Consider the following 18,399-nt stretch of genomic DNA (forward strand, 5'->3'; position numbering starts at 1 on the left):
TTTTAAGCCCACAAAAAAACCGGACAAATGCCCGGTTTTATTATGTTAAATGCAACTATTCTTATTTAAAATCTGCGTCAGTAACTCCAGAGTTAAGAACCACTTTTGTGGTCTTAATAGCAACTTTCTGACCTCCTCCTTCTGCTTCAATATCAGCAGGGAACTGAATTCCGTCAACAGTCATATAGCTTTTTACGAATGCATTTCCTTCTTTGGTTTCGGACTTATACAATAAACCTGTAGCTGCATCAAAATAAAACTTTCCTTTATCAGAGCTCAGAACATTATAATCTTTTCCATCAATTTTTTCGGTAGTTACTGTCTTGAAGGTAGAAGCGTCATATCCCAATGCGTCAATCACCTTGCTCTTTTTAAGTTCAGCAATTTTATCAGCAGGAATATCCATTTTTTGTCCCATCTGATCCATATATCCTTTTTCACCATCGAAAACCTGAACCATTTTTTGTCCCATCACCGATTGTTCAGATCTGAATTTATTTCCCATCTTTTTAGTGGTCATTGCAACCTCCATCCCTTGTACAGAAAGAGTATTGTCAGTAATCGAGCTTTTTACAGCTTCTAATTTTGCTTTTCCTCCTAAAGCTTTAAGGTAGTTATCAATTACCTGTTGAGAGCTCAGTGTAGATTGTGCTGCAGTTGTTTTTGCAGGAGCCGATTTTTGCTGAGCAGCTACTGAAGTAGAAACAAGCACTGCACAGAAAAATGGAATTATAATCTTTTTCATATATTATATTATTTTTTTAAGTGTAAAGATAATAATATTGGAAAGATACCAATACAAAAGCCACCAATATTTTGGTGGCTTTTAATTTTATTTAAGATTTAGAAAATTATTTCTTAAGTTCTTCTAAAAACTCATCGTGAGAAATAGCAGTTTCTTTCTTAGTTGCTTTTTCAAGGATTACATCTTTCAATTTAGCCATTGCTACTTCAGAAGAAATTTGTCTCACCTGCTCCTGATCTTTCAACATCTCAACAGCATATTTCTGGATTTCCTCATCACCTAAGTGGTGAATTCCGTAGATAGCTAATTGGTTTCTTACCAATTGCTCAGCTTGTCCTAAAACGTCAGCATAGTCTAACTGAATTTCGTTATCTGTCATCAATTTTCCTTCGATGATCTGATATTTCAACTGGTTTTTCTCAGCTTCAAGGATTTCTTTAGCCTGCTCTTCAGACTGAATGTTCTGATTAGAGAATTGCAACCATTTTACCAAGAAAGTTTCAGGAAGTTTTACTTCTTCTTTTTCAGAAACCTGCTCCAATACTTTATTCACAAAGTGAACATCAGCATTTTGCTGGAAATATTCATCCAATTCAGATTTTACTTTTTCTTTCAATTCTTCTTCAGACTTGATATTTCCTTCACCATATACTTTATCAAAAAGATCCTGGTTAAGTTCAGCTAAGTTAAGAGCATAGAAATCTTTTACTTTTACTTCAACCTCAGCGTGGTGTAAATGCTCAACTTCTTCTTTAGCAAACCCTAATTCTTTAGCCAATTCTTCATTTTCAGCAAGAGTTTCTTTAGAAACTTTTACAGATCCGTCCATTTTCAAAGACTTTACCAATTTGAAAGCTTCTTTGTTTTCAGCAGTAATGGTAACGTTCTTTGGATGGTGGTGGTGCTCTCCTTCAGCATCTTCCTCAACAACCTGAGAAATTTCTAAAGCAATGTAAGAATCTTTATTGATTTTGTCTTGAGGAGCCTGCTCAGCAAAACGCTTCTGCATGTTCTCAATACTCTTGTTGATTTCTTTTTCAGAAGCCTCTACTTTATAGTGAGGAGCTTCATATTTAGATAAGTCGATAGTGAATTCTGGTTCGTATCCTACTTCAAAAGCAACTTCTAACTGATCAGCATTGTAATCGAATTCGTTTACTGGCTGAGGAACAGGCTGACCAACTAATCTTAGTTTGTTTTCATTTACATACCCGTTCAAAGCATCAGAAACCTGCTTGTTGATTTCTTCAAAAGCAATCCCTGCTTCATATTGTTTTCTAACCATACTCAAAGGCACTTTTCCTTTTCTGAATCCAGGAACTTGTGCATTTTTAGCATAATTAATCAATTGTTTCTCAACTTTTTCCTTATAGTCAGATTTTTCCAATGTCACTGTAAGCAATGCACTTACATCATCATGGTTTTTTGCAGTAACCTTCATTATTGATTAAAATTTTAGGTTGCAAAAATATGAAAATTTTATGAAAATCACTCATTTAAAATCAACTTAAAAAGCCAAATAGTGTTAAATAAAAAACCACCGAAAAAATTCAGTGGTTTCTTAACAAGATTAAAGGATATATTAATTGATAATATTATAGTTTGCCTGTGCGTCTGTCTCTCCTCCTGTATGGGTTCCATAAACAACACCGTTTCCACTCACTGAAGACGCTTCAGATACTGTTACCGGCTCGTGGTATAAGGTAAGAACCAGCTGAGCAGCTGCAGAAGTATTTTTAACTGCTTTATTCACGACCCATTTTGTTTTTATTCCTACATGATTACCATCTGCTCTTACAAATTCAGGATCATCAGTACGGGTAAGCGTGATATCAGAATTAGGGAAATTGTACACTAAGAAATGTTCATCTACCGCATCTTTTATCTCTTCTGTTGCATCTTCGTCTCCATTTTTGAAAATAACCTGTACATCATAGGTGTGGCCGTCGATAAGTTTAACATTCGGATTCGTTGTACTATTTACCTGATAGTCATATACCACCGGAATTCCGGTAGCTTCATCCGTCACTCTTAAAAGAACGTCTGAAAGTTCTTCCTGAGGAAGATCATCAGCTTCGTCATCACTCCTGTTACATGATGTTAAGCTCAGCGAAACAGCTAAGAATAAAAGTCCTAAAATAAGCGTAGTATTTTTAAAAATGTTTTTCATTTTTTGATTTTAAGTAATTAAAATTGATATTTAAGAGTTAAAATAAAGTTTCTTCCCATTTCGCTGGAAAAGAAACGAAGCCTGTTCAGATAATCTCTGTAAGACTTATTAAATACATTTCGAACTGAAAAATCAACTCCGAAATTTTTAGACAGATTCACCCCTGTCTGAAGGTTCCAAAGCGAATATCCACTTGGTGGCGTAGAAATATCTACTTCTTCATTGTAAGCGTTTCCATCAGAATCGAATAATCTGATCGGAACATTATAAACAGGAAATCTCGTTTGTTTTAAATAAGTATTGTTACTTACATTAAAATAAAAGTTTTTCCATTCTTTTTTATTGAACTCCAATGAATTGTTAAAATTCGGAGGCATCATCAGGATAAGAGGAACATTATTCGTAAGATCCTGACCGTATACATAAGAACCACTTCCTTTATAGTTCAGGTGATCTGTGATCTTAAGCTGCACATCAAGGTCTATCCCATACATTTTAGCATCGATCTGCTGATAGTTGTAGACTACAAAAGCTCCTCCCCATTGTGTATTCTGATATCCCGTAGGAATTTCATTAATGAAGTTTTGAGTATAAAAGAAATACGGATTTACAGAAACATTTAATCCTTTTAAAACGTTTGCTTTCACATCAGCAACCAAATTAAACTGATTTCCCGTTTCACTTTTCATTCTCATATCTCCTCTTTCAATAATTGCCGCAGAATGGTGAAGCCCGTCTGCAAAAAGCTCTGCTACATTAGGAGATCTTGAAACTCTTGCGTAATTAAATTTCAGGTCAAAATATTCAGAAGGATGATAAACAATCCCTCCATTCACCGAAACATTATTATAGCTTAATGAAGGTTTTGTAAGAATCCTGTTTTTATTTACTCTTACTTCAAAATCTGAATAATCTGCAGCATAAAGCTTGTTCCAATCGCTCAAATCATACCATTTTGTGACTTCATAATGATCAAAATCGTATCTTCCTCCCAGTTCAAGATCTAATACGGGAGCCATTTTATATTTAAATACAGAATAAATTCCCGCATAGTATCTGTCATAGTTAGGAACAAGGCGTCTTGCTTCAGTCTGAGTATTAGAATAATTATTCTGATATCCTGCATTAATTCCGGTTTCAAGATTCCATTTTCCTCTTTCTATCAAATGATTAATATTTAAATCATTGGTTATCAATTCAAGGTCTAACGCCGGTTTTTTGCTCAGCTCTTCTGTACGTCTTATATCATATTCTTTTCTATGATTATACTGGAAGCTGTAGGTAGCCGTAATCTTCCCAAAATTTTCAAACCTTTGATAAGCAGAAATTTTAGCGATATGATGTTCGATCTCCTGTCTCGGATTATCAATGTCGTAGCTAAAATCCCTTTGATAGATCGGTTCAGATGATGTAAGAGCCAAGCGCAGGTCTTCAGAATTTCCGACGTGAGAACTCCTAAGAATCCCAATCGAGCTTTTCGTAAGATAGTAGTCAAAAGAAAAACCTTTATTAAAAGTCATTTTCTGAACGCCAAAATTAAATCCTGAATTCTCAATCCCGGTATTCATCAAACCATAATCAGGAGCCTGAAGATCACCAAGTTTCTTATAACTTCCATTGGTTTTTATTGCCCAGCCATCTTTCCATGTCTTTGCTAATTTTACGTTAAGATCAGCGCCTCTTCCGTTAGAAATTCCGGAAAGAGCTACATTTCCCATAATGGTATCTTTTTTAGGCAAAATCTGTGGCTGCAAAACAACAACTCCACCTACAGCACCACTCCCATACTTCAAGGCAGACGCTCCTTTCACAACATCAATATGTTCAAAATTATTGACATCTACATTCGGAGCATGCTCTACTCCCCACTCCTGTTCGGCAAGTTTCACTCCATCATTAAGGATGGAAACCCTGCTTCCGTAAAGCCCGTGAATAATCGGTTTTGCAATATTATTTCCTGTTTTAAGAACATTTACTCCCGAAATATTCGTCAATAGATTTCCAAGATTTTCGGTAACATTTCGTGAAATCATAGATTTATCAATCGTTTTCACCACCATGCTTCCATTATTCTTGTGGCTTCCATGAAGGGTTACCGTTTCAATATCCTGAATATGGTGCTCAAGAGTGATTGTCAAATGCAAATCCTGAGTAATTCCTATATTTTCAGTATAATCATTACAATCGGGATGTTTAGCAATGAGTATATATTTTCCTGTAGGAATTTTATTAAATGAAAACTTACCGTTTTTATCGGTTTTTGTAGAAAAGTCTCCAATTTTCACGACTGCATTTTCCAGCATCGTTTTATCATGAAAATCCTGAACAGTTCCCTGCACCGTGTAAGTCTGCTGTGCGTTTGTAAATGCAAATCCGCAAAGGATCAACATAAAGCTATATATCAATTTCATTGTTAAATAGATTGATTGCGTACGTTTTAAGTTGTTCATTATGAGTAAATGATTAACTTAAAAATACATTTTCGTTAAAATTTGAATTGGATTTTGTTAACTTAAAATTGTAAATCTATACGCTCAATTTTGAATCATTAAGATTTTATTTAAGCATTTTAGAAAATTAAGTTTAGCTTTGCTTTTTAAGAGATACTAAAAATCTATATGATTTTTCTTAAAGAAACTTAACTCCTAAATTTACCTTAATAGTTTAAAGCGCGAGTTTAGTTTAATTAAAATACTAGTATTTGAAGCAAAAAATCCGAAAAAGAATCTAAAACTAAGAAATTGCGGGCGGACCGCGAAGCTGAAAGGTAAATTTGGTCTGAGACCAGATTTTCTCCTGAACAGCAATGATCTGCTTTACCTCATGGGTATAGTTTTCAAAAGAAAAACTGAATTCTTCAGGAACTAAAGTATGTCCCGTAGCCAAGAAATGACAGGCCAAACAATCGGCTGCTTTTTCTTTCGCTATATTTTTTGTAACCGTACTTTCTGATTTTTTAAAGCTGAAGTTTTTAAAAACTTCCTCAGAGCTGTGACTGTGAAAATTTTGAGAAAACAGCGCAAGAAAATAGATTCCAAACAATAATTTGGAAATAAAATTCTTCAGATTTCTGCTTTCTTTAAAAATCATGTGTCAAAATTATAAAAATAATTTAAGCTTTGCGATTAAAGTTTTATTAAAATATTTTGATTAATGGGTAGATCTACTTACAATTTTGTTACAAAATCTATCACAATTTACGTTTAGATCCTTTGGCTTCGCTCAGGATGACATCGCTATCAATCAACGTTCAATAAAAACATTTAGTATTAAAGAAAGTCATGCTGAGCACGCCGAAGCACCTTATATCATGATTTAATTCAAAGAATTAATCCAATTGAGCTCCCAAATATTCCCATTCCTGCAATGCAAGATCCAACTCTTCCTTAGTTTTGTTATACTTCTCTAAAGTTTCATCAGATGGGTTTTCCTTTGTAAAAGAAGCTTCAAATTCCTCCACTTTGGTTTCAAGCTCAGAAATTTTTTCTTCTACTTTTTTTATTTTATTCTGAATATTTTTCTGCTCTTTGCTTAGGATCACATTCGATTGACTGGCCGGAGCAGGCTTTTCCTCCGCCTTTTTTTCCTCAATCTTTGGCACTTCGTTGTGAAGTTTTGCTTTTTCAGCAGAAATCTCTCTGATGGATTCTTTCTGTCTGAATTCAAGATATTCGTTGATGTCTCCTAAGAATTCCTTCATTTTACCATCACGGAATTCGTATATTTTATCACAAAGACCTTGTAAGAACTCCCTGTCGTGCGAAATCACAATTAATGTCCCTTCAAACTTCTGAAGAGCCAGTTTGATAATTTCCTTAGACTGAATATCCAAGTGGTTCGTAGGTTCGTCCATAATCAGCGTATTGAAAGGACGTAACAACAATTTACAAAGCGCCAAACGGTTTCTTTCCCCTCCGGAAAGTACCTTCGTTTTTTTGTTCACGGCCTCACCCTGAAACAGGAAAGATCCTAATAAATCACGAACTCTAGGTCTGGTTTCTTCTGTTGCAGCATCTTCCGCTTCTTCCTGAACCGTTTTATTCGGCGTCAGAACTTCCTCCTGATTTTGGGCGAAGTAACCGATGTTTACATTATGCCCGAGATTCCAGGTTCCTGAATAATCTTTGATATCTCCCGCAAGAATTTTCGCCAACGTTGTTTTTCCCTGACCGTTTTGTCCCAAAAGCGCAATTCTGTCTCCTCTCTGAACGATAAAGTCTACATCATCAAAAATCTGCTTGTCTCCATAAGCTTTTCCTAATTTTTCGGCTTCGAAAATAATTTTTCCCGGAACCTGTGACTGAACGAAACGGATGTTGAATTTGGAAACGTCTTCATTATCCACTTCGATACGCTCAATTTTATCTAATTTTTTAATAAGTGACTGTGCAAAAGAAGCTTTGGTAGCACTTGCACGGAACTTATTAATATTATCTTCCATCTGCTTAATCTCCGCGTCCTGATTCTTTTTAGCCTGAATCAGCTTTTCACGGCGGTCTTCACGCATGATCAGATATTTGGAATAATTAGCTTTATAATCATCAACCTTTTTGTTGTTGATATCAAAAGTTCTGTTACAAACTGCCGTCATGAACTGCTTATCGTGACTTACCAAAACAATTGCTCCAGGATAATCTTTCAAAAAGTTTTCCAGCCACATGATCGATTCCATATCCAGGTGGTTGGTAGGCTCATCAAGAAGCATGATATCGTTCTTTTGAAGAAGCAGTTTTGCCAATTCAATCCTCATTCTCCAGCCTCCTGAAAATTCATCGGTAATTTTTTGGAAATCATCTGCTTTAAAACCTAAACCAAACAGCACTTTTTCCATGTCGCCCTCAAGATTGTAGGCATCGTGGTTCATCAAAAGATCGTTTAGCTCGGCCATCTTATTAATCAAATCGGTATAAGAATCACTTTCGTAGTCGGTTCTTGTTGCCATCTGATGATTCACCTCTTCTAGCTCATTTTTCCATGCATTGATCTGTTCGAAAGCCTGCATTGTTTCTGCCCAGACTGTTCTTCCTTTTACAAAATCAAGATCCTGCTTCAGGAAACCAATGGTAATATTTCCTTCCGGAACCACGTTTCCTTCGTAGAAATTAATTTCTCCGGAAAGCATTTTCAATAAAGTGGATTTCCCCGCCCCATTTTTACCAACCAAACCAATTTTATCATCCTTTTTAATCGTGAAATTCACGTTTTGAAACAAATATGTTCCTGAATGATGTAATCCTAGACTCTGAACAGAAAGCATGTTAAATAATGATTAATAGTGAATAATGAATTTTCGGGTGCAAAAATACGGAAAAAGAAATGAATTTAATGAATAGAAAATTTTCTTGAAAATCTACACCTATGTTATCCACCATCAGTAGTTTCTTACGGTAATATGGAAACAGCTTTGCTGCCTTTCTTTGATGTAATAAATCCTTCCCAAATCGTAATAATATTTTAAAACTTTTTCTAAAGCCACTTCCATTTTAGGGTTGTTTCTTAAAGTACTATTGAACCGCACATAAGAAATATCAAAAGAGTTTCCGTAATTGTGTGAGCTAATTCCCATTGCAGCATTAGAATTCACTCTTCTCAAACGACATTGATCTTCCAATGTTCTTGTAATGGATGAAACCGTAAATGTATGTCCTTTTGTCTCCTTGCTAAAACGGGTTCCAATTTTCTCGAGCATTAATTTGCCTTTTGAAACCATCCAAGCTCTGCTGTAATCTAATTTTTGCACACGATAACCTTTTCCCGTCTTTTTTATTTTATGAAATTTCCCGTTATTAATATATTTCTGTACTGCCTTAGAATCTTGAAGAAGCTTTACCCCAAAACTTTTAGAAGCATCCAAGTGAGGTTTATACAGAGGAGTAGGTTCTACTTTCATCACCTGCCCCAGATCATAACATGGTAATGTTTTTTTTATAGACTGAGCATGATAAGTATACCAATTAAAAGATAAAAAAAACAGACATACACACTTTTTCATTCAACTGATTTTTGAATTTATAAACAAAAATTACTACTTATTTTACAGCATTCAAATTCCGTGCTACCATTCTTATCGGCCTACCTTCAACGATTTTATTAAATTAAAAACATTATTTCAAATTACCTATAAATATTTTTTATAATTTATCTTAAAGTTTAATATTTTAATTATAAATTTGAGATAACTTACAAAATTAACATATGATAAAAAAACTTTTCGCTGAATTTTTCGGCACATTCTGGCTTGTTTTCGGAGGTTGTGGAAGCGCAATTTTTGCTTCTCAGATCGCTCCTGCCTCTAATGGTCAAATGGGTATACTTCTTATAGGAGTTGCTTTAGCATTTGGACTTACTGTACTTACCATGGCATACGCTGTTGGGCACATTTCCGGAGGACATTTCAATCCTGCTGTATCATTCGGTCTTTTGGCTGGTGGAAGATTTCCTGCAAAAGATCTTATTTCATACATTGTAGCACAATGTTTAGGCGCCATCGTTGCTGCAGGAGCGTTATACACTATTTTAAGCGGTTCAGGGACGCCCGATTTTTCCGGACCCGGAGCTTTTGCCACCAACTTTTACGGAGATGCCGTCTATTTTGGGAAAGGCTATTCTATGGGAGCGGCTTTTCTTACGGAGTTTATCTTAACAGCATTTTTCCTGATCATTATTATGGGAGCAACTGATAAGTTTGCCAACGGGAAATTTGCCGGTATTGCTATTGGTCTGGCCTTGACTTTAATCCACTTAATTTCAATTCCTATCACGAATACTTCTGTAAACCCCGCAAGGTCACTTTCCCAAGCTGTTTTTGTAGGAGGTAATTCCTTGTCCCAGTTATGGTTATTCTGGGTAGCGCCTATTTTAGGAGGTGTTGTGGGTGGATTGATTTATAAATTCTTGCTTCAGAATAATCAGGAAGAGGAACTTGCTCATTAAAAGATTATAAGATGTCGTCCTGCCGAAGGAAGAATCTGTTAGCGTATTAAGAGATTCTCACTTTATTCAGAATGACAACTACCAATAAGCTAGTTATACAATTTTACACATAAAAAATCCTGTTAGTAGTAACAGGATTTTTTTATTTTCTAAGAAACAAGAAGACTGCATCCCCGAATATCCGAATGATCTATTCTTCCCAACACCTGAAATTTGTTTCCGATTATTTTACCCAAATCCTGAGTGGCTATAAATGAACACGAATGAATATTGGCTAAATCAATAATATTAATGGCCCCGGTTCTTCCTTCCTTTTCGTAAGCAAAGGGATCTTCAGCATTTCTAATCATCACTTTCATCCAATTCGGACAATCATATTCGTTGTTTCCTAATGAATAAGCCTGAGAAAGAAGCTCAGTCATAGAATATTCCGAATAAATTTTATCTGTTTTAAAACCGTTCTTTAAAATCTCAAGTAATTCATCTTTTGTCATTTCTTCTTTTCTTCCTTTCATTCCGCCGGTTTCAATGACGACGAGATTTTCAAGAAGATTCATAGATTCCTCACTTCGCTCGGAATGACAGTAATCTAGAAAGTCCAGTAACGCAAAGGAAACTCCAAAAAGAATTACTTTCTTATTTTTTATAGTATTTAATAATTCAAATAAATCTGAGTGATTATAAAGAAAATATCCGTTTTCAGGTTTGGCAGATTTTTTCATTAAGTAATCTACCATATAAATCAATGACGAATTTTGTCTTTCAAGATAACTTGGCAGCAATCCTAAAAATATAAAATCTTCCGGCTTTCCGATAAATTTTTCAAAACTTTTATAAATACTTTCCTGATATATACTCTCGTCGGCAATGAAATGTTTTGACAAATTCATCTGAGTCGTTCCGGAACTCTGAAAAAAAAGATCAGCCGTTACATTTCTATCAACCACTTTATGATTTTTAAACATTTCTATGGGAAGAAACGGGATTTTCTCCAGGCTTGTCACCTCATCAGGCTTTATATTGAGATAGCTGACAAAATTTCTATACACCTCTATATTTTCATATTGGTAACGGAAAACTTTTAAAGATTCAGCCAAAAAGTCCTGCTCTGTTTGTATGTCAAATATTGTACGCAATTTTCTAAAATTTATTATTAACTCAAAATGAGACACTTACATCTATGAAGAAAAATTTTAATCATTTCTTAATATTGAAAGTAAATTTTGGTAAAATTCTTGCAATTAATTCACCGGAATATGGATTAAAAACAGGATGAATTAACTTTCTATCCGAAGATTACCTCAGTATGAGGTAATTTTTTTTTATTTTTTTCCGAAAGTTTTTAGTTCAAAATCTTTTTCAAAAACGCCATAGGTGAAATACGATATCCAGTCTCCCAGATTGATATACTTCGCTTTTCCCTGCAGGTCCAAAACCATCGGAAGGTGACGATGTCCGTAAATAAAATAATCAATCTTTTCGGTTTCCAGTTTCTTTTTAGAATAGATAATTAAAAATTCCTTGTCTTCTCCTAAAAACTCTTTGTCTTCATCCCCAGAAATCATTTTGTTTTTCTGTGACATATACAATGCTATTTTCATTGCAATATCCGGATGTAGCCATTTGAAAAACCATTGAGCCACAGGATTCGTAAAGACTTTTTTCATTCTCTTGTACCCTTTATCTCCCGGTCCCAAACCATCTCCATGGGCTAAAAGAAACTGTTTCCCACCCATTTCAAAGTATTGCTTTTTATAAAAAACCGTACATCCGATTTCTTCTTCTAGATAATCTTTCATCCACAAATCATGGTTACCCACAAAGAAATAAATATGAATTCCACGATCTTTTAATTCAGCAATTTTCCCTAAAACACGAACATAGCCTTTTGGAATTACATGCTTCCATTCGTGCCAGAAATCGAACAGATCCCCCATTAAAAACAAAACCTGAGCATCATGCTTGATCTCATCCATCCATCTGATAAAACGCTCTTCACGAATTTTGCTTTCCTTAGGATTGGGCGCACCAAAATGCTGATCTGAAGCGAAATATACTTTTTTTCCAGGCTCTAAATTGATGGTCGTCTTTAACACCGTTTTCGTTTTAAATTACTGATTATCTTCTGCAAACCACTCTCCGTAAGAGTTTTCTGTTTCATGAAGTTTAAGATAAGCCAAAGAAATTCCTTCCGGAAGTCTAGATTTTATTTTTGCTGCAATAGCGTATAACATATTTTCGCAAGTTGGCTGGAATGAACAATAAATCACTTTATGTCCCTGATTTTCCAACCCTTCTCCCAATTCTTTATGGGGAGAAAGTGCATTAATCATTACCGCATGATCCCAAACGTCCACAATTTCAGATTTTACAATTGTTTTAATATCGCCAAAATCTACCACCATCCCATTTTTAGGGTTTTCCAAATCATTAATCGGCTTTCCTTTCACTGTTACGAATAGTTTATAGGAATGCCCATGCATATTTTTACATTTTCCGTCGTAATTGTACAGCACATGAGCTGTTTCGAATGTAAAAATTTTTGTAATACGTATCATGGTGCAAAGATAAGGAATTTGAGTTTTGAATTTATCTTATCATTTACGAAAGCATCATTCTTACAATTTATCCAGCCAATCACTCTCCAATCTTTTAATCCTTTGTGTTTCTACATCTACCAAAACCCAAAGCGTACTGGAATCCACCACCAGCTGATCATTGCAGTAAAACTCAACTTTTCTCGGCTGACGAATTCCTTCAGGAGCTTTCGGATAGGTTTTTATGGTGACAATATCGTTGAGATATACCTGTTTTTTATACTGAATATGATGATCGAGAAGCATCCATGCGAATTCTGAAAATTCGGTTTTATGTTTTACGAAGTCCCAGTGTTCCCCTGCAATTTCTTCCACCCAATGAACATACTGCACATTGTTAACATGATTATTTCCATCAATATGCTCTTCCGTAACTTGTATTTGTTTTTCAAAAATCAAACTCATCTTCTTCAAATATTTACTCAAAAATAAGACATAAAAAGCAAAACCTTCCCGAAATTGAGAAGGTCCTGACAATAAAATTTATTTAAAAAATGGAACTTTCTAATGAAATTGCGCCGTCTCTGTGGAATCTTTCATTGCCACCGTTGCAGAAGAACCATTGGTTACAATATTCTGAACCTCATCGAAATACCCTGTCCCTACAAAAGATTGGTGTTTTACCGCTCTGAACCCCTGTTTCTGCAAAGCAAATTCACGTTCCTGGAGCTCAGAATATCCTGCCATTCCTTTTTCTTTATAAGCTAAGGCAAGTTCAAACATTGCTGTATTCAATGCATGGAAACCTGCCAAAGTAATAAACTGGAATTTATAACCCATTTTCGCCAATTCTTCGCGGAAATTAAGCATTTCATCCACACTCAATTTTGCCGCCCAGTTGAAAGACGGTGAGCAATTATAAGCCAGCATTTTATCCGGAAATTTTGCATGAATTCCTTCTGCAAATCTTTTCGCCTGCTCCAGATCAGGATTTGATGTTTCCATCCAGATCAGATCTGCGTATGGTGCATAGGATAATCCTCTGTCAATTCCCTGTTCCACTCCATTTTTCACCACATAAAATCCTTCGGAAGTTCTTTCTCCTGTCACAAATTTTTTATCCCTGTCATCGATATCCGAAGTAAGCAAATCTGCTGCATCAGCATCTGTTCTGGCTATAATTAAAGTAGGAACTCCCAAAACATCTGCTGCCAAGCGAGCCGAAATTAATTTATTCACCGCTTCCTGGGTTGGAACCAATACTTTTCCACCCAAATGACCGCATTTTTTAGCAGAAGACAACTGATCTTCAAAATGTACCGCAGCTGCTCCTGCCTCAATCATTTGCTTCATTAATTCATAAGCATTTAAATTTCCTCCAAAACCAGCTTCCGCATCCGCAATGATCGGAACCAGATACTCTTTTTCACCGCCTCCACTCACCGATTGAACCTGATCCGCTCTTAGTAAAGCATTATTTATTTTTTTCACCACTGAAGGAACTGAGTTCGCCGGATACAACGACTGATCAGGGTACATTTCTCCGGATAAGTTTGCATCTGCAGCCACCTGCCATCCTGAAAGATAAATTGCTTCCAGTCCTGCATCAACTTCCTGTACTGCCTGATTTCCGGTTAATGCTCCCAATCCGGCAATAAAATCCTGAGTGGTTAATTTGTTCCAGAATTTTTTTGACATTTCTGTTGCAATCGTATAATCTAATTTATAAGAACCACGAAGTTTCAGCACATCTTCTGCCGTATAAGGCCTTTTCACACCTTTCCAACGTGGATTTTCAAGCCAGTCTTTTTCTATTTCCCGGATTTGTTCTTGTTTTGTTTTCATATTATTTTAGATTTAAAATTTAAGATTGTTAGGTTTTAGATTCGAGTTACGAGATTCGGGTTATTCGTTCCGTCAGTTCGAGTAAAAATTATTTGTAATGAAATGAAGAATAATTTTGTATCGAGAACTTTATTTTTAAGCCTTTTTAAACTTTTTATTAAAAACTTCTCGATACGATTTTTTCAAAATCTACTCGAAGTGACGGGGTAGAAAATATTTCATCTTACCACCTATATAAATGGATAAGCTTTGAGCGTAAGAAATTCTGTAAAGTCTTCACAGAAGATCAGTTCATTAAAAAGTTCTTTTGCCAGACCGAATTTTCCGTTTTTAAATCGTTCTGAACCGACATATTTTTCAATACGTTCCAGTTCTTCAAATTCCCATTGAAGAATCATTTCTCTTGTCAGAGTTCTGTCATCACTTAAAACTGCTTCATTTTTCAGCCATTGCCAAACCTGAGTTCTTGATATTTCCGCTGTTGCTGCATCTTCCATTAGATTATAAATCGCAGCCGCCCCAACTCCCATCAGCCAGGATTCAATGTACAGGATTCCGACATTGATATTTTTCCGAACCCCTTTTTCCGTAATTTCTCCTTTGGGAATTTCAAGCAAATCATTTTCTGTAATCTGATAATTGAATTTTTTATCAATCTGGTTCTTAAAAGGCATAAACTGGTCGAAAATACTTTTGGCTACGGAAACCAAAGCAGGATGCGCCACCCAGGTTCCATCGTGACCATTTTTCACTTCTCTTTCTTTATCGCTTCTCACTTTTCCGAAAGCAATACTGTTGGCTTCGTAATCGTTTTTAATCGGAATTTGTGCCGCCATTCCGCCGATCGCATGGACGTTTCTTTTATGACAAATTTCGATCACTCTTTTTGAGTAAGCACTCATAAAAGGAGAAGTCATCGTCACCTGGTCCCTGTCCGGAACGATAAACTCAGGAAGGTTTCTGAATTTTTTGATGTATGAAAAAATATAATCCCAACGACCACAATTCAAACCAGAACTGTGTTCTCTTAATTCAAATAAAGTTTCATCGATTTGAAACGAAGCAGTAATGGTTTCTATTAAAACAGTTGCTTTAATGGTCCCTTGTGAAATTCCCAGGTAATTTTGCGAAAACACGAAAACATCATTCCACCAACGGGCTTCTTTGTAATGCTCTAATTTTGGAAGATAAAAATAGGGGGCATTTCCATTTTGCAAGAGCTTTTCCGCATTTCTGAAAAAATAAATTCCAAAATCAATTAATGAAGCCGAAGTCTGCTCTTCATTGATTTCAATATGTTTTTCATTTAAATGCAGTCCACGTGGACGAACTAATAAGACCGCTGTTTTTTCATTCAGCTGATAAGATTTCCCATTTTCATTTGTAAAATCAATTTTTCTGTTGATGGCATCGGAAAGATTAAGCTGCCCTTCCATACAGTTTCTCCATGTGGGAGAATTACTGTCTTCGAAATCTGCCATAAAAGTGGAAGCTCCGGAATTCAACGCGTTAATAATCATTTTACGATCAACAGGTCCTGTAATTTCCACTCTTCTATCCAACAAATCTTCAGGAAGCGAAGCACAGACCCAATCACCATTTCTGATTTCTTGAGTTTCTGATAAAAATTTCGGAAGTATTCCTTTATCGAATTCCTGCTGAGCTTTTTTCCTTTCCTCTAACAGCTCCAATCTTTCCGGATTAAAGTTCTGATGAAGCTCCACCAAAAAATCGATTAAATCATTGCTGAAAATTTCTTCAAACCGCTGTTCCGCCTTTATTTTTAGTTGAGTTTTAGTTTCCATAACATACTGATTTTGTGATTCAACATTACAAACATAAATAAAAATTTTCACAAATAGCGAACGTTCGCTAAATTATTTTAAAAAAATATTATGCGAAAAATCGCTTTTTACTTTTATATTTGAATTATGAATTCAGACAGCGACTTTATTAAAACGGTTTTCGGACTGAAACTAAAACAGCAGAGACAAAAGAAAAATTGGTCTTTACAGGACCTTGCTGTGAAAACAGGATTATCCAAATCATACCTTAATGAAATCGAAAACGGGAAAAAATATCCGAAACATGATAAGATCATTCAGCTTTCTGAGGCATTGAGCTGCACTTTTGATGATCTGGTTTCCACAAAGCTGGATAAAAGCTTAGCACCATTCAATGAAATTCTGCAATCTGATTTTTTTAAAGAGATCCCGCTTGAACTTTTCGGAATCAATAAAAACAACTTAATCAGTATTATTAGCGATGCTCCTAAAAAAGTAACGGCTTTTATCAATGCTCTGATTGAAATTTCACAGAATTATAATTTAGGAAAAGAAAGATTTTATTTTGCTGTTATGCGTTCCTTCCAGGAATTGTACGATAATTACTTTCCGGAAATTGAGGAAAAAGTTGTGCTGTTTGCCAAAGAAAATCAACTGGAAATCAGTAAAAATTTACAGTCAGATATTTTAGAGAACATTCTGACTAAAAAATTCAATTACAACATACAAGCAGAAGATTTCGAACGTTATGAAACTTTAGATAAACTCCGTTCTCTCTTTGTTCCTGAGAAGAAATTATTGCTTTTAAACAAAAAATTAGAGCAAGATCAGAAAACTTTTATTCTTGCCAAAGAGATTGGATTTAATGTTTTAGAGCTGAAAAATCGTCCGAATACGTATTCATGGCTGGATTTTGGGAGCTTTGAAGAAATATTGAATAATTTTTACGCTTCTTATTTTGCAGGAGCATTATTGATTTCAAAGGAGGAAACCATTGAGAAAACTTCCGAATTTTTCTTAGAGAATGAATGGAAACCTTCCAGTTTTGAAAATTTAATCGAAAATTTCACCCATTCTCCTGAAACCTTTTATTATCGGTTAACCAATATTCTTTCTTCCGAATTAGGAATTAAAGATCTGTTTTATTTATGCCTGGTTAAAAAGAAAAATTCAGACAAAATACAGATCTTAAAGGAATTACATTTAAACCATCAACAGGCTCCACATGCTAATGCCACCAACGAACATTATTGCAGAAGATGGATTGCCGTAAAAAACCTTCATCATCTAAAGGAAAATGAAACATTGACAGATGCTCAAATTTCACATTACAAAGATCAGGGTTTCAGTTACCTGGTAATTTCTACCTCCCAGAAAAATCCATTTTCTGATGGAAGCAACAGAAGTTATTGTTTAGGAATTTTGCTGAATTCACAAACTATTAAAAAAATTAACTTCATCAAATCGCCTACCCTGAAAACCATCAATGTGGGAGTAACCTGCGAATCCTGCAGTATCGCCGACTGTGAAGTAAGACAAGCACCACCTGTCCGCCTGGAAAAGGAATATTTCAATTCCAGCATGAAGAATTCCATTGAAAGATTGAGGAAAGATATTTTGTAGTTTTTGGTTTCCGGTATCTATCTAAATTTATATTTTAGTGCTTTAAAACACACAAATGATTTTAGATCTCTTATTTCCAAACCGTTGCATCCACTGCAACCGAATTATTGACGGTAATTTACCTGTCTGTAATCTTTGCTTTGAGCAAATCCACTTTACTCATTTTAATTATTTTGAAAACAATTATCTTAAAGAAAGATGCAAATTATTATTTCCTATTGAGAACGCTTTTGCTTTGATGCAATTTGAAAAAGAAAATCTGAGCCGGAAAATTATACATGAACTAAAATATAAAAGCAGAGAAAAAATCGGAAAAACTATTGCCGACTGGACCATTGAACGGTTAGATTTTAAAAACGAAAAACCGGATGTATTGGTTTCTGTTCCTTTACATCCCAAAAAACTGAAAGAAAGGGGCTATAATCAACTGCACTTATTTACAGAAACTTTATCTAAGTTTTATGAAATTCCATTTAGTCATGATTTAATCAAAAGAAATCATTATTCAAAAGCTCAGGCTTTGAAAGACAAACAGCATCGATTGGATACGGAAAATACTTTTTCTATTAGCAAAAGTATTTCAGGGAAACATGTTTTATTAATTGATGATGTTTTCACTACAGGAAATACTTTATCAACTATTGCATGGGAAATTTTAAAGGCAGGAGATAATACAGTGAGTATTCTTATTATGGCGATTGATGTTTAAAAATTATGAGCTTCGTGTTTCGAGATTAGAGTTTAATTGGTAAGACATCAATT

General features: G+C 35.1%; 16 protein-coding genes. 3 read left to right on the plus strand and 13 right to left on the minus strand.

What is annotated here, in order from left to right:
- Nucleotides 1-61: 61 nt before the first annotated feature.
- The 7 genes from CLV73_RS09510 to CLV73_RS09540 form a co-directional block, all read right to left on the minus strand.
- Complete coding sequence (locus CLV73_RS09510) at nt 62-745, minus strand: hypothetical protein (RefSeq protein ID WP_100376594.1); 684 nt, start codon at nt 743-745, stop codon at nt 62-64.
- Between the two features lie 106 nt (nt 746-851).
- Nucleotides 852-2,186, minus strand: coding sequence for a trigger factor (locus CLV73_RS09515; RefSeq protein ID WP_100376595.1), 1,335 nt, complete (start codon nt 2,184-2,186; stop codon nt 852-854).
- 141 nt (nt 2,187-2,327) lie between these two features.
- Nucleotides 2,328-2,915: a hypothetical protein gene (locus CLV73_RS09520; protein WP_100376596.1), complete on the minus strand. Its 588-nt coding sequence runs from the start codon at nt 2,913-2,915 to the stop codon at nt 2,328-2,330.
- Between the two features lie 17 nt (nt 2,916-2,932).
- A complete protein-coding gene (locus CLV73_RS09525; protein ID WP_100377032.1) occupies nt 2,933-5,326 on the minus strand; it encodes a TonB-dependent receptor in 2,394 nt (797 codons plus the stop codon).
- A gap of 322 nt (nt 5,327-5,648) precedes the next feature.
- Nucleotides 5,649-6,005, minus strand: coding sequence for a hypothetical protein (locus tag CLV73_RS09530; RefSeq protein ID WP_100376597.1), 357 nt, complete (start codon nt 6,003-6,005; stop codon nt 5,649-5,651).
- Nucleotides 6,006-6,243: 238 nt separating this feature from the next.
- Entirely contained in the window at nt 6,244-8,172 is a 1,929-nt protein-coding gene (locus CLV73_RS09535; RefSeq protein ID WP_100376598.1) for an ABC-F family ATP-binding cassette domain-containing protein, read from the minus strand.
- A gap of 114 nt (nt 8,173-8,286) precedes the next feature.
- Entirely contained in the window at nt 8,287-8,907 is a 621-nt protein-coding gene (locus tag CLV73_RS09540) for a DUF5715 family protein (protein ID WP_100376599.1), read from the minus strand.
- 206 nt (nt 8,908-9,113) lie between these two features.
- Between CLV73_RS09540 and aqpZ the strand changes: the two genes are divergently transcribed.
- Nucleotides 9,114-9,848: an aquaporin Z gene (gene aqpZ / locus CLV73_RS09545; protein ID WP_100377033.1), complete on the plus strand. Its 735-nt coding sequence runs from the start codon at nt 9,114-9,116 to the stop codon at nt 9,846-9,848.
- 149 nt (nt 9,849-9,997) lie between these two features.
- Here aqpZ and CLV73_RS09550 read toward each other — a convergent pair whose 3' ends face one another.
- The 6 genes from CLV73_RS09550 to aceB all read right to left on the minus strand — a co-directional run bounded on the left by CLV73_RS09550 (nt 9,998) and on the right by aceB (nt 16,035).
- On the minus strand, nt 9,998-10,984 hold the full coding sequence (locus tag CLV73_RS09550; protein ID WP_100376600.1) for a long-chain-fatty-acid--protein ligase: 987 nt from the start codon (nt 10,982-10,984) through the stop codon (nt 9,998-10,000).
- A 186-nt stretch (nt 10,985-11,170) separates the two neighbouring features.
- A complete protein-coding gene (locus CLV73_RS09555; protein WP_100376601.1) occupies nt 11,171-11,944 on the minus strand; it encodes a UDP-2,3-diacylglucosamine diphosphatase in 774 nt (257 codons plus the stop codon).
- Between the two features lie 15 nt (nt 11,945-11,959).
- Nucleotides 11,960-12,406 (minus strand): 6-pyruvoyl trahydropterin synthase family protein, encoded by a 447-nt coding sequence (locus tag CLV73_RS09560; RefSeq protein WP_100376602.1) that lies wholly within the window; start codon nt 12,404-12,406, stop codon nt 11,960-11,962.
- Nucleotides 12,407-12,466: 60 nt separating this feature from the next.
- Nucleotides 12,467-12,850, minus strand: a complete 384-nt coding sequence (locus CLV73_RS09565; RefSeq protein ID WP_100376603.1) for an acyl-CoA thioesterase — start codon at nt 12,848-12,850, stop codon at nt 12,467-12,469.
- Between the two features lie 99 nt (nt 12,851-12,949).
- Nucleotides 12,950-14,230, minus strand: coding sequence for an isocitrate lyase (gene aceA / locus CLV73_RS09570; RefSeq protein ID WP_100376604.1), 1,281 nt, complete (start codon nt 14,228-14,230; stop codon nt 12,950-12,952).
- Between the two features lie 230 nt (nt 14,231-14,460).
- A complete protein-coding gene (gene aceB, locus CLV73_RS09575) occupies nt 14,461-16,035 on the minus strand; it encodes a malate synthase A (RefSeq protein ID WP_100376605.1) in 1,575 nt (524 codons plus the stop codon).
- A gap of 126 nt (nt 16,036-16,161) precedes the next feature.
- Between aceB and CLV73_RS09580 the strand changes: the two genes are divergently transcribed.
- Both CLV73_RS09580 and CLV73_RS09585 read left to right on the plus strand, forming a co-directional pair.
- A complete protein-coding gene (locus CLV73_RS09580) occupies nt 16,162-17,637 on the plus strand; it encodes a helix-turn-helix domain-containing protein (protein ID WP_100376606.1) in 1,476 nt (491 codons plus the stop codon).
- 55 nt (nt 17,638-17,692) lie between these two features.
- Entirely contained in the window at nt 17,693-18,346 is a 654-nt protein-coding gene (locus CLV73_RS09585) for a ComF family protein (RefSeq protein ID WP_100376607.1), read from the plus strand.
- Nucleotides 18,347-18,399 lie beyond the last annotated feature (53 nt).

The sequence above is a fragment of the Chryseobacterium geocarposphaerae genome (genome assembly GCF_002797535.1).
GTDB lineage: Bacteria > Bacteroidota > Bacteroidia > Flavobacteriales > Weeksellaceae > Chryseobacterium > Chryseobacterium geocarposphaerae.

Excerpts from the sequence above, each read along its gene's own strand:
- CLV73_RS09510 (WP_100376594.1), bottom strand. The coding sequence starts at position 745 with ATGAAAAAGATTATAATTCCATTTTTCTGTGCAGTGCTTGTTTCTACT.
- CLV73_RS09515 (WP_100376595.1), bottom strand. The coding sequence starts at position 2,186 with ATGAAGGTTACTGCAAAAAACCATGATGATGTAAGTGCATTGCTTACA.
- CLV73_RS09520 (WP_100376596.1), bottom strand. The coding sequence starts at position 2,915 with ATGAAAAACATTTTTAAAAATACTACGCTTATTTTAGGACTTTTATTC.
- CLV73_RS09525 (WP_100377032.1), bottom strand. The coding sequence starts at position 5,326 with ATGAAATTGATATATAGCTTTATGTTGATCCTTTGCGGATTTGCATTT.
- CLV73_RS09530 (WP_100376597.1), bottom strand. The coding sequence starts at position 6,005 with ATGATTTTTAAAGAAAGCAGAAATCTGAAGAATTTTATTTCCAAATTA.
- CLV73_RS09535 (WP_100376598.1), bottom strand. The coding sequence starts at position 8,172 with ATGCTTTCTGTTCAGAGTCTAGGATTACATCATTCAGGAACATATTTG.
- CLV73_RS09540 (WP_100376599.1), bottom strand. The coding sequence starts at position 8,907 with ATGAAAAAGTGTGTATGTCTGTTTTTTTTATCTTTTAATTGGTATACT.
- CLV73_RS09560 (WP_100376602.1), bottom strand. The coding sequence starts at position 12,406 with ATGATACGTATTACAAAAATTTTTACATTCGAAACAGCTCATGTGCTG.
- CLV73_RS09565 (WP_100376603.1), bottom strand. The coding sequence starts at position 12,850 with ATGAGTTTGATTTTTGAAAAACAAATACAAGTTACGGAAGAGCATATT.
- aceA (WP_100376604.1), bottom strand. The coding sequence starts at position 14,230 with ATGAAAACAAAACAAGAACAAATCCGGGAAATAGAAAAAGACTGGCTT.
- aceB (WP_100376605.1), bottom strand. The coding sequence starts at position 16,035 with ATGGAAACTAAAACTCAACTAAAAATAAAGGCGGAACAGCGGTTTGAA.
- CLV73_RS09580 (WP_100376606.1), top strand. The coding sequence starts at position 16,162 with ATGAATTCAGACAGCGACTTTATTAAAACGGTTTTCGGACTGAAACTA.
- CLV73_RS09585 (WP_100376607.1), top strand. The coding sequence starts at position 17,693 with ATGATTTTAGATCTCTTATTTCCAAACCGTTGCATCCACTGCAACCGA.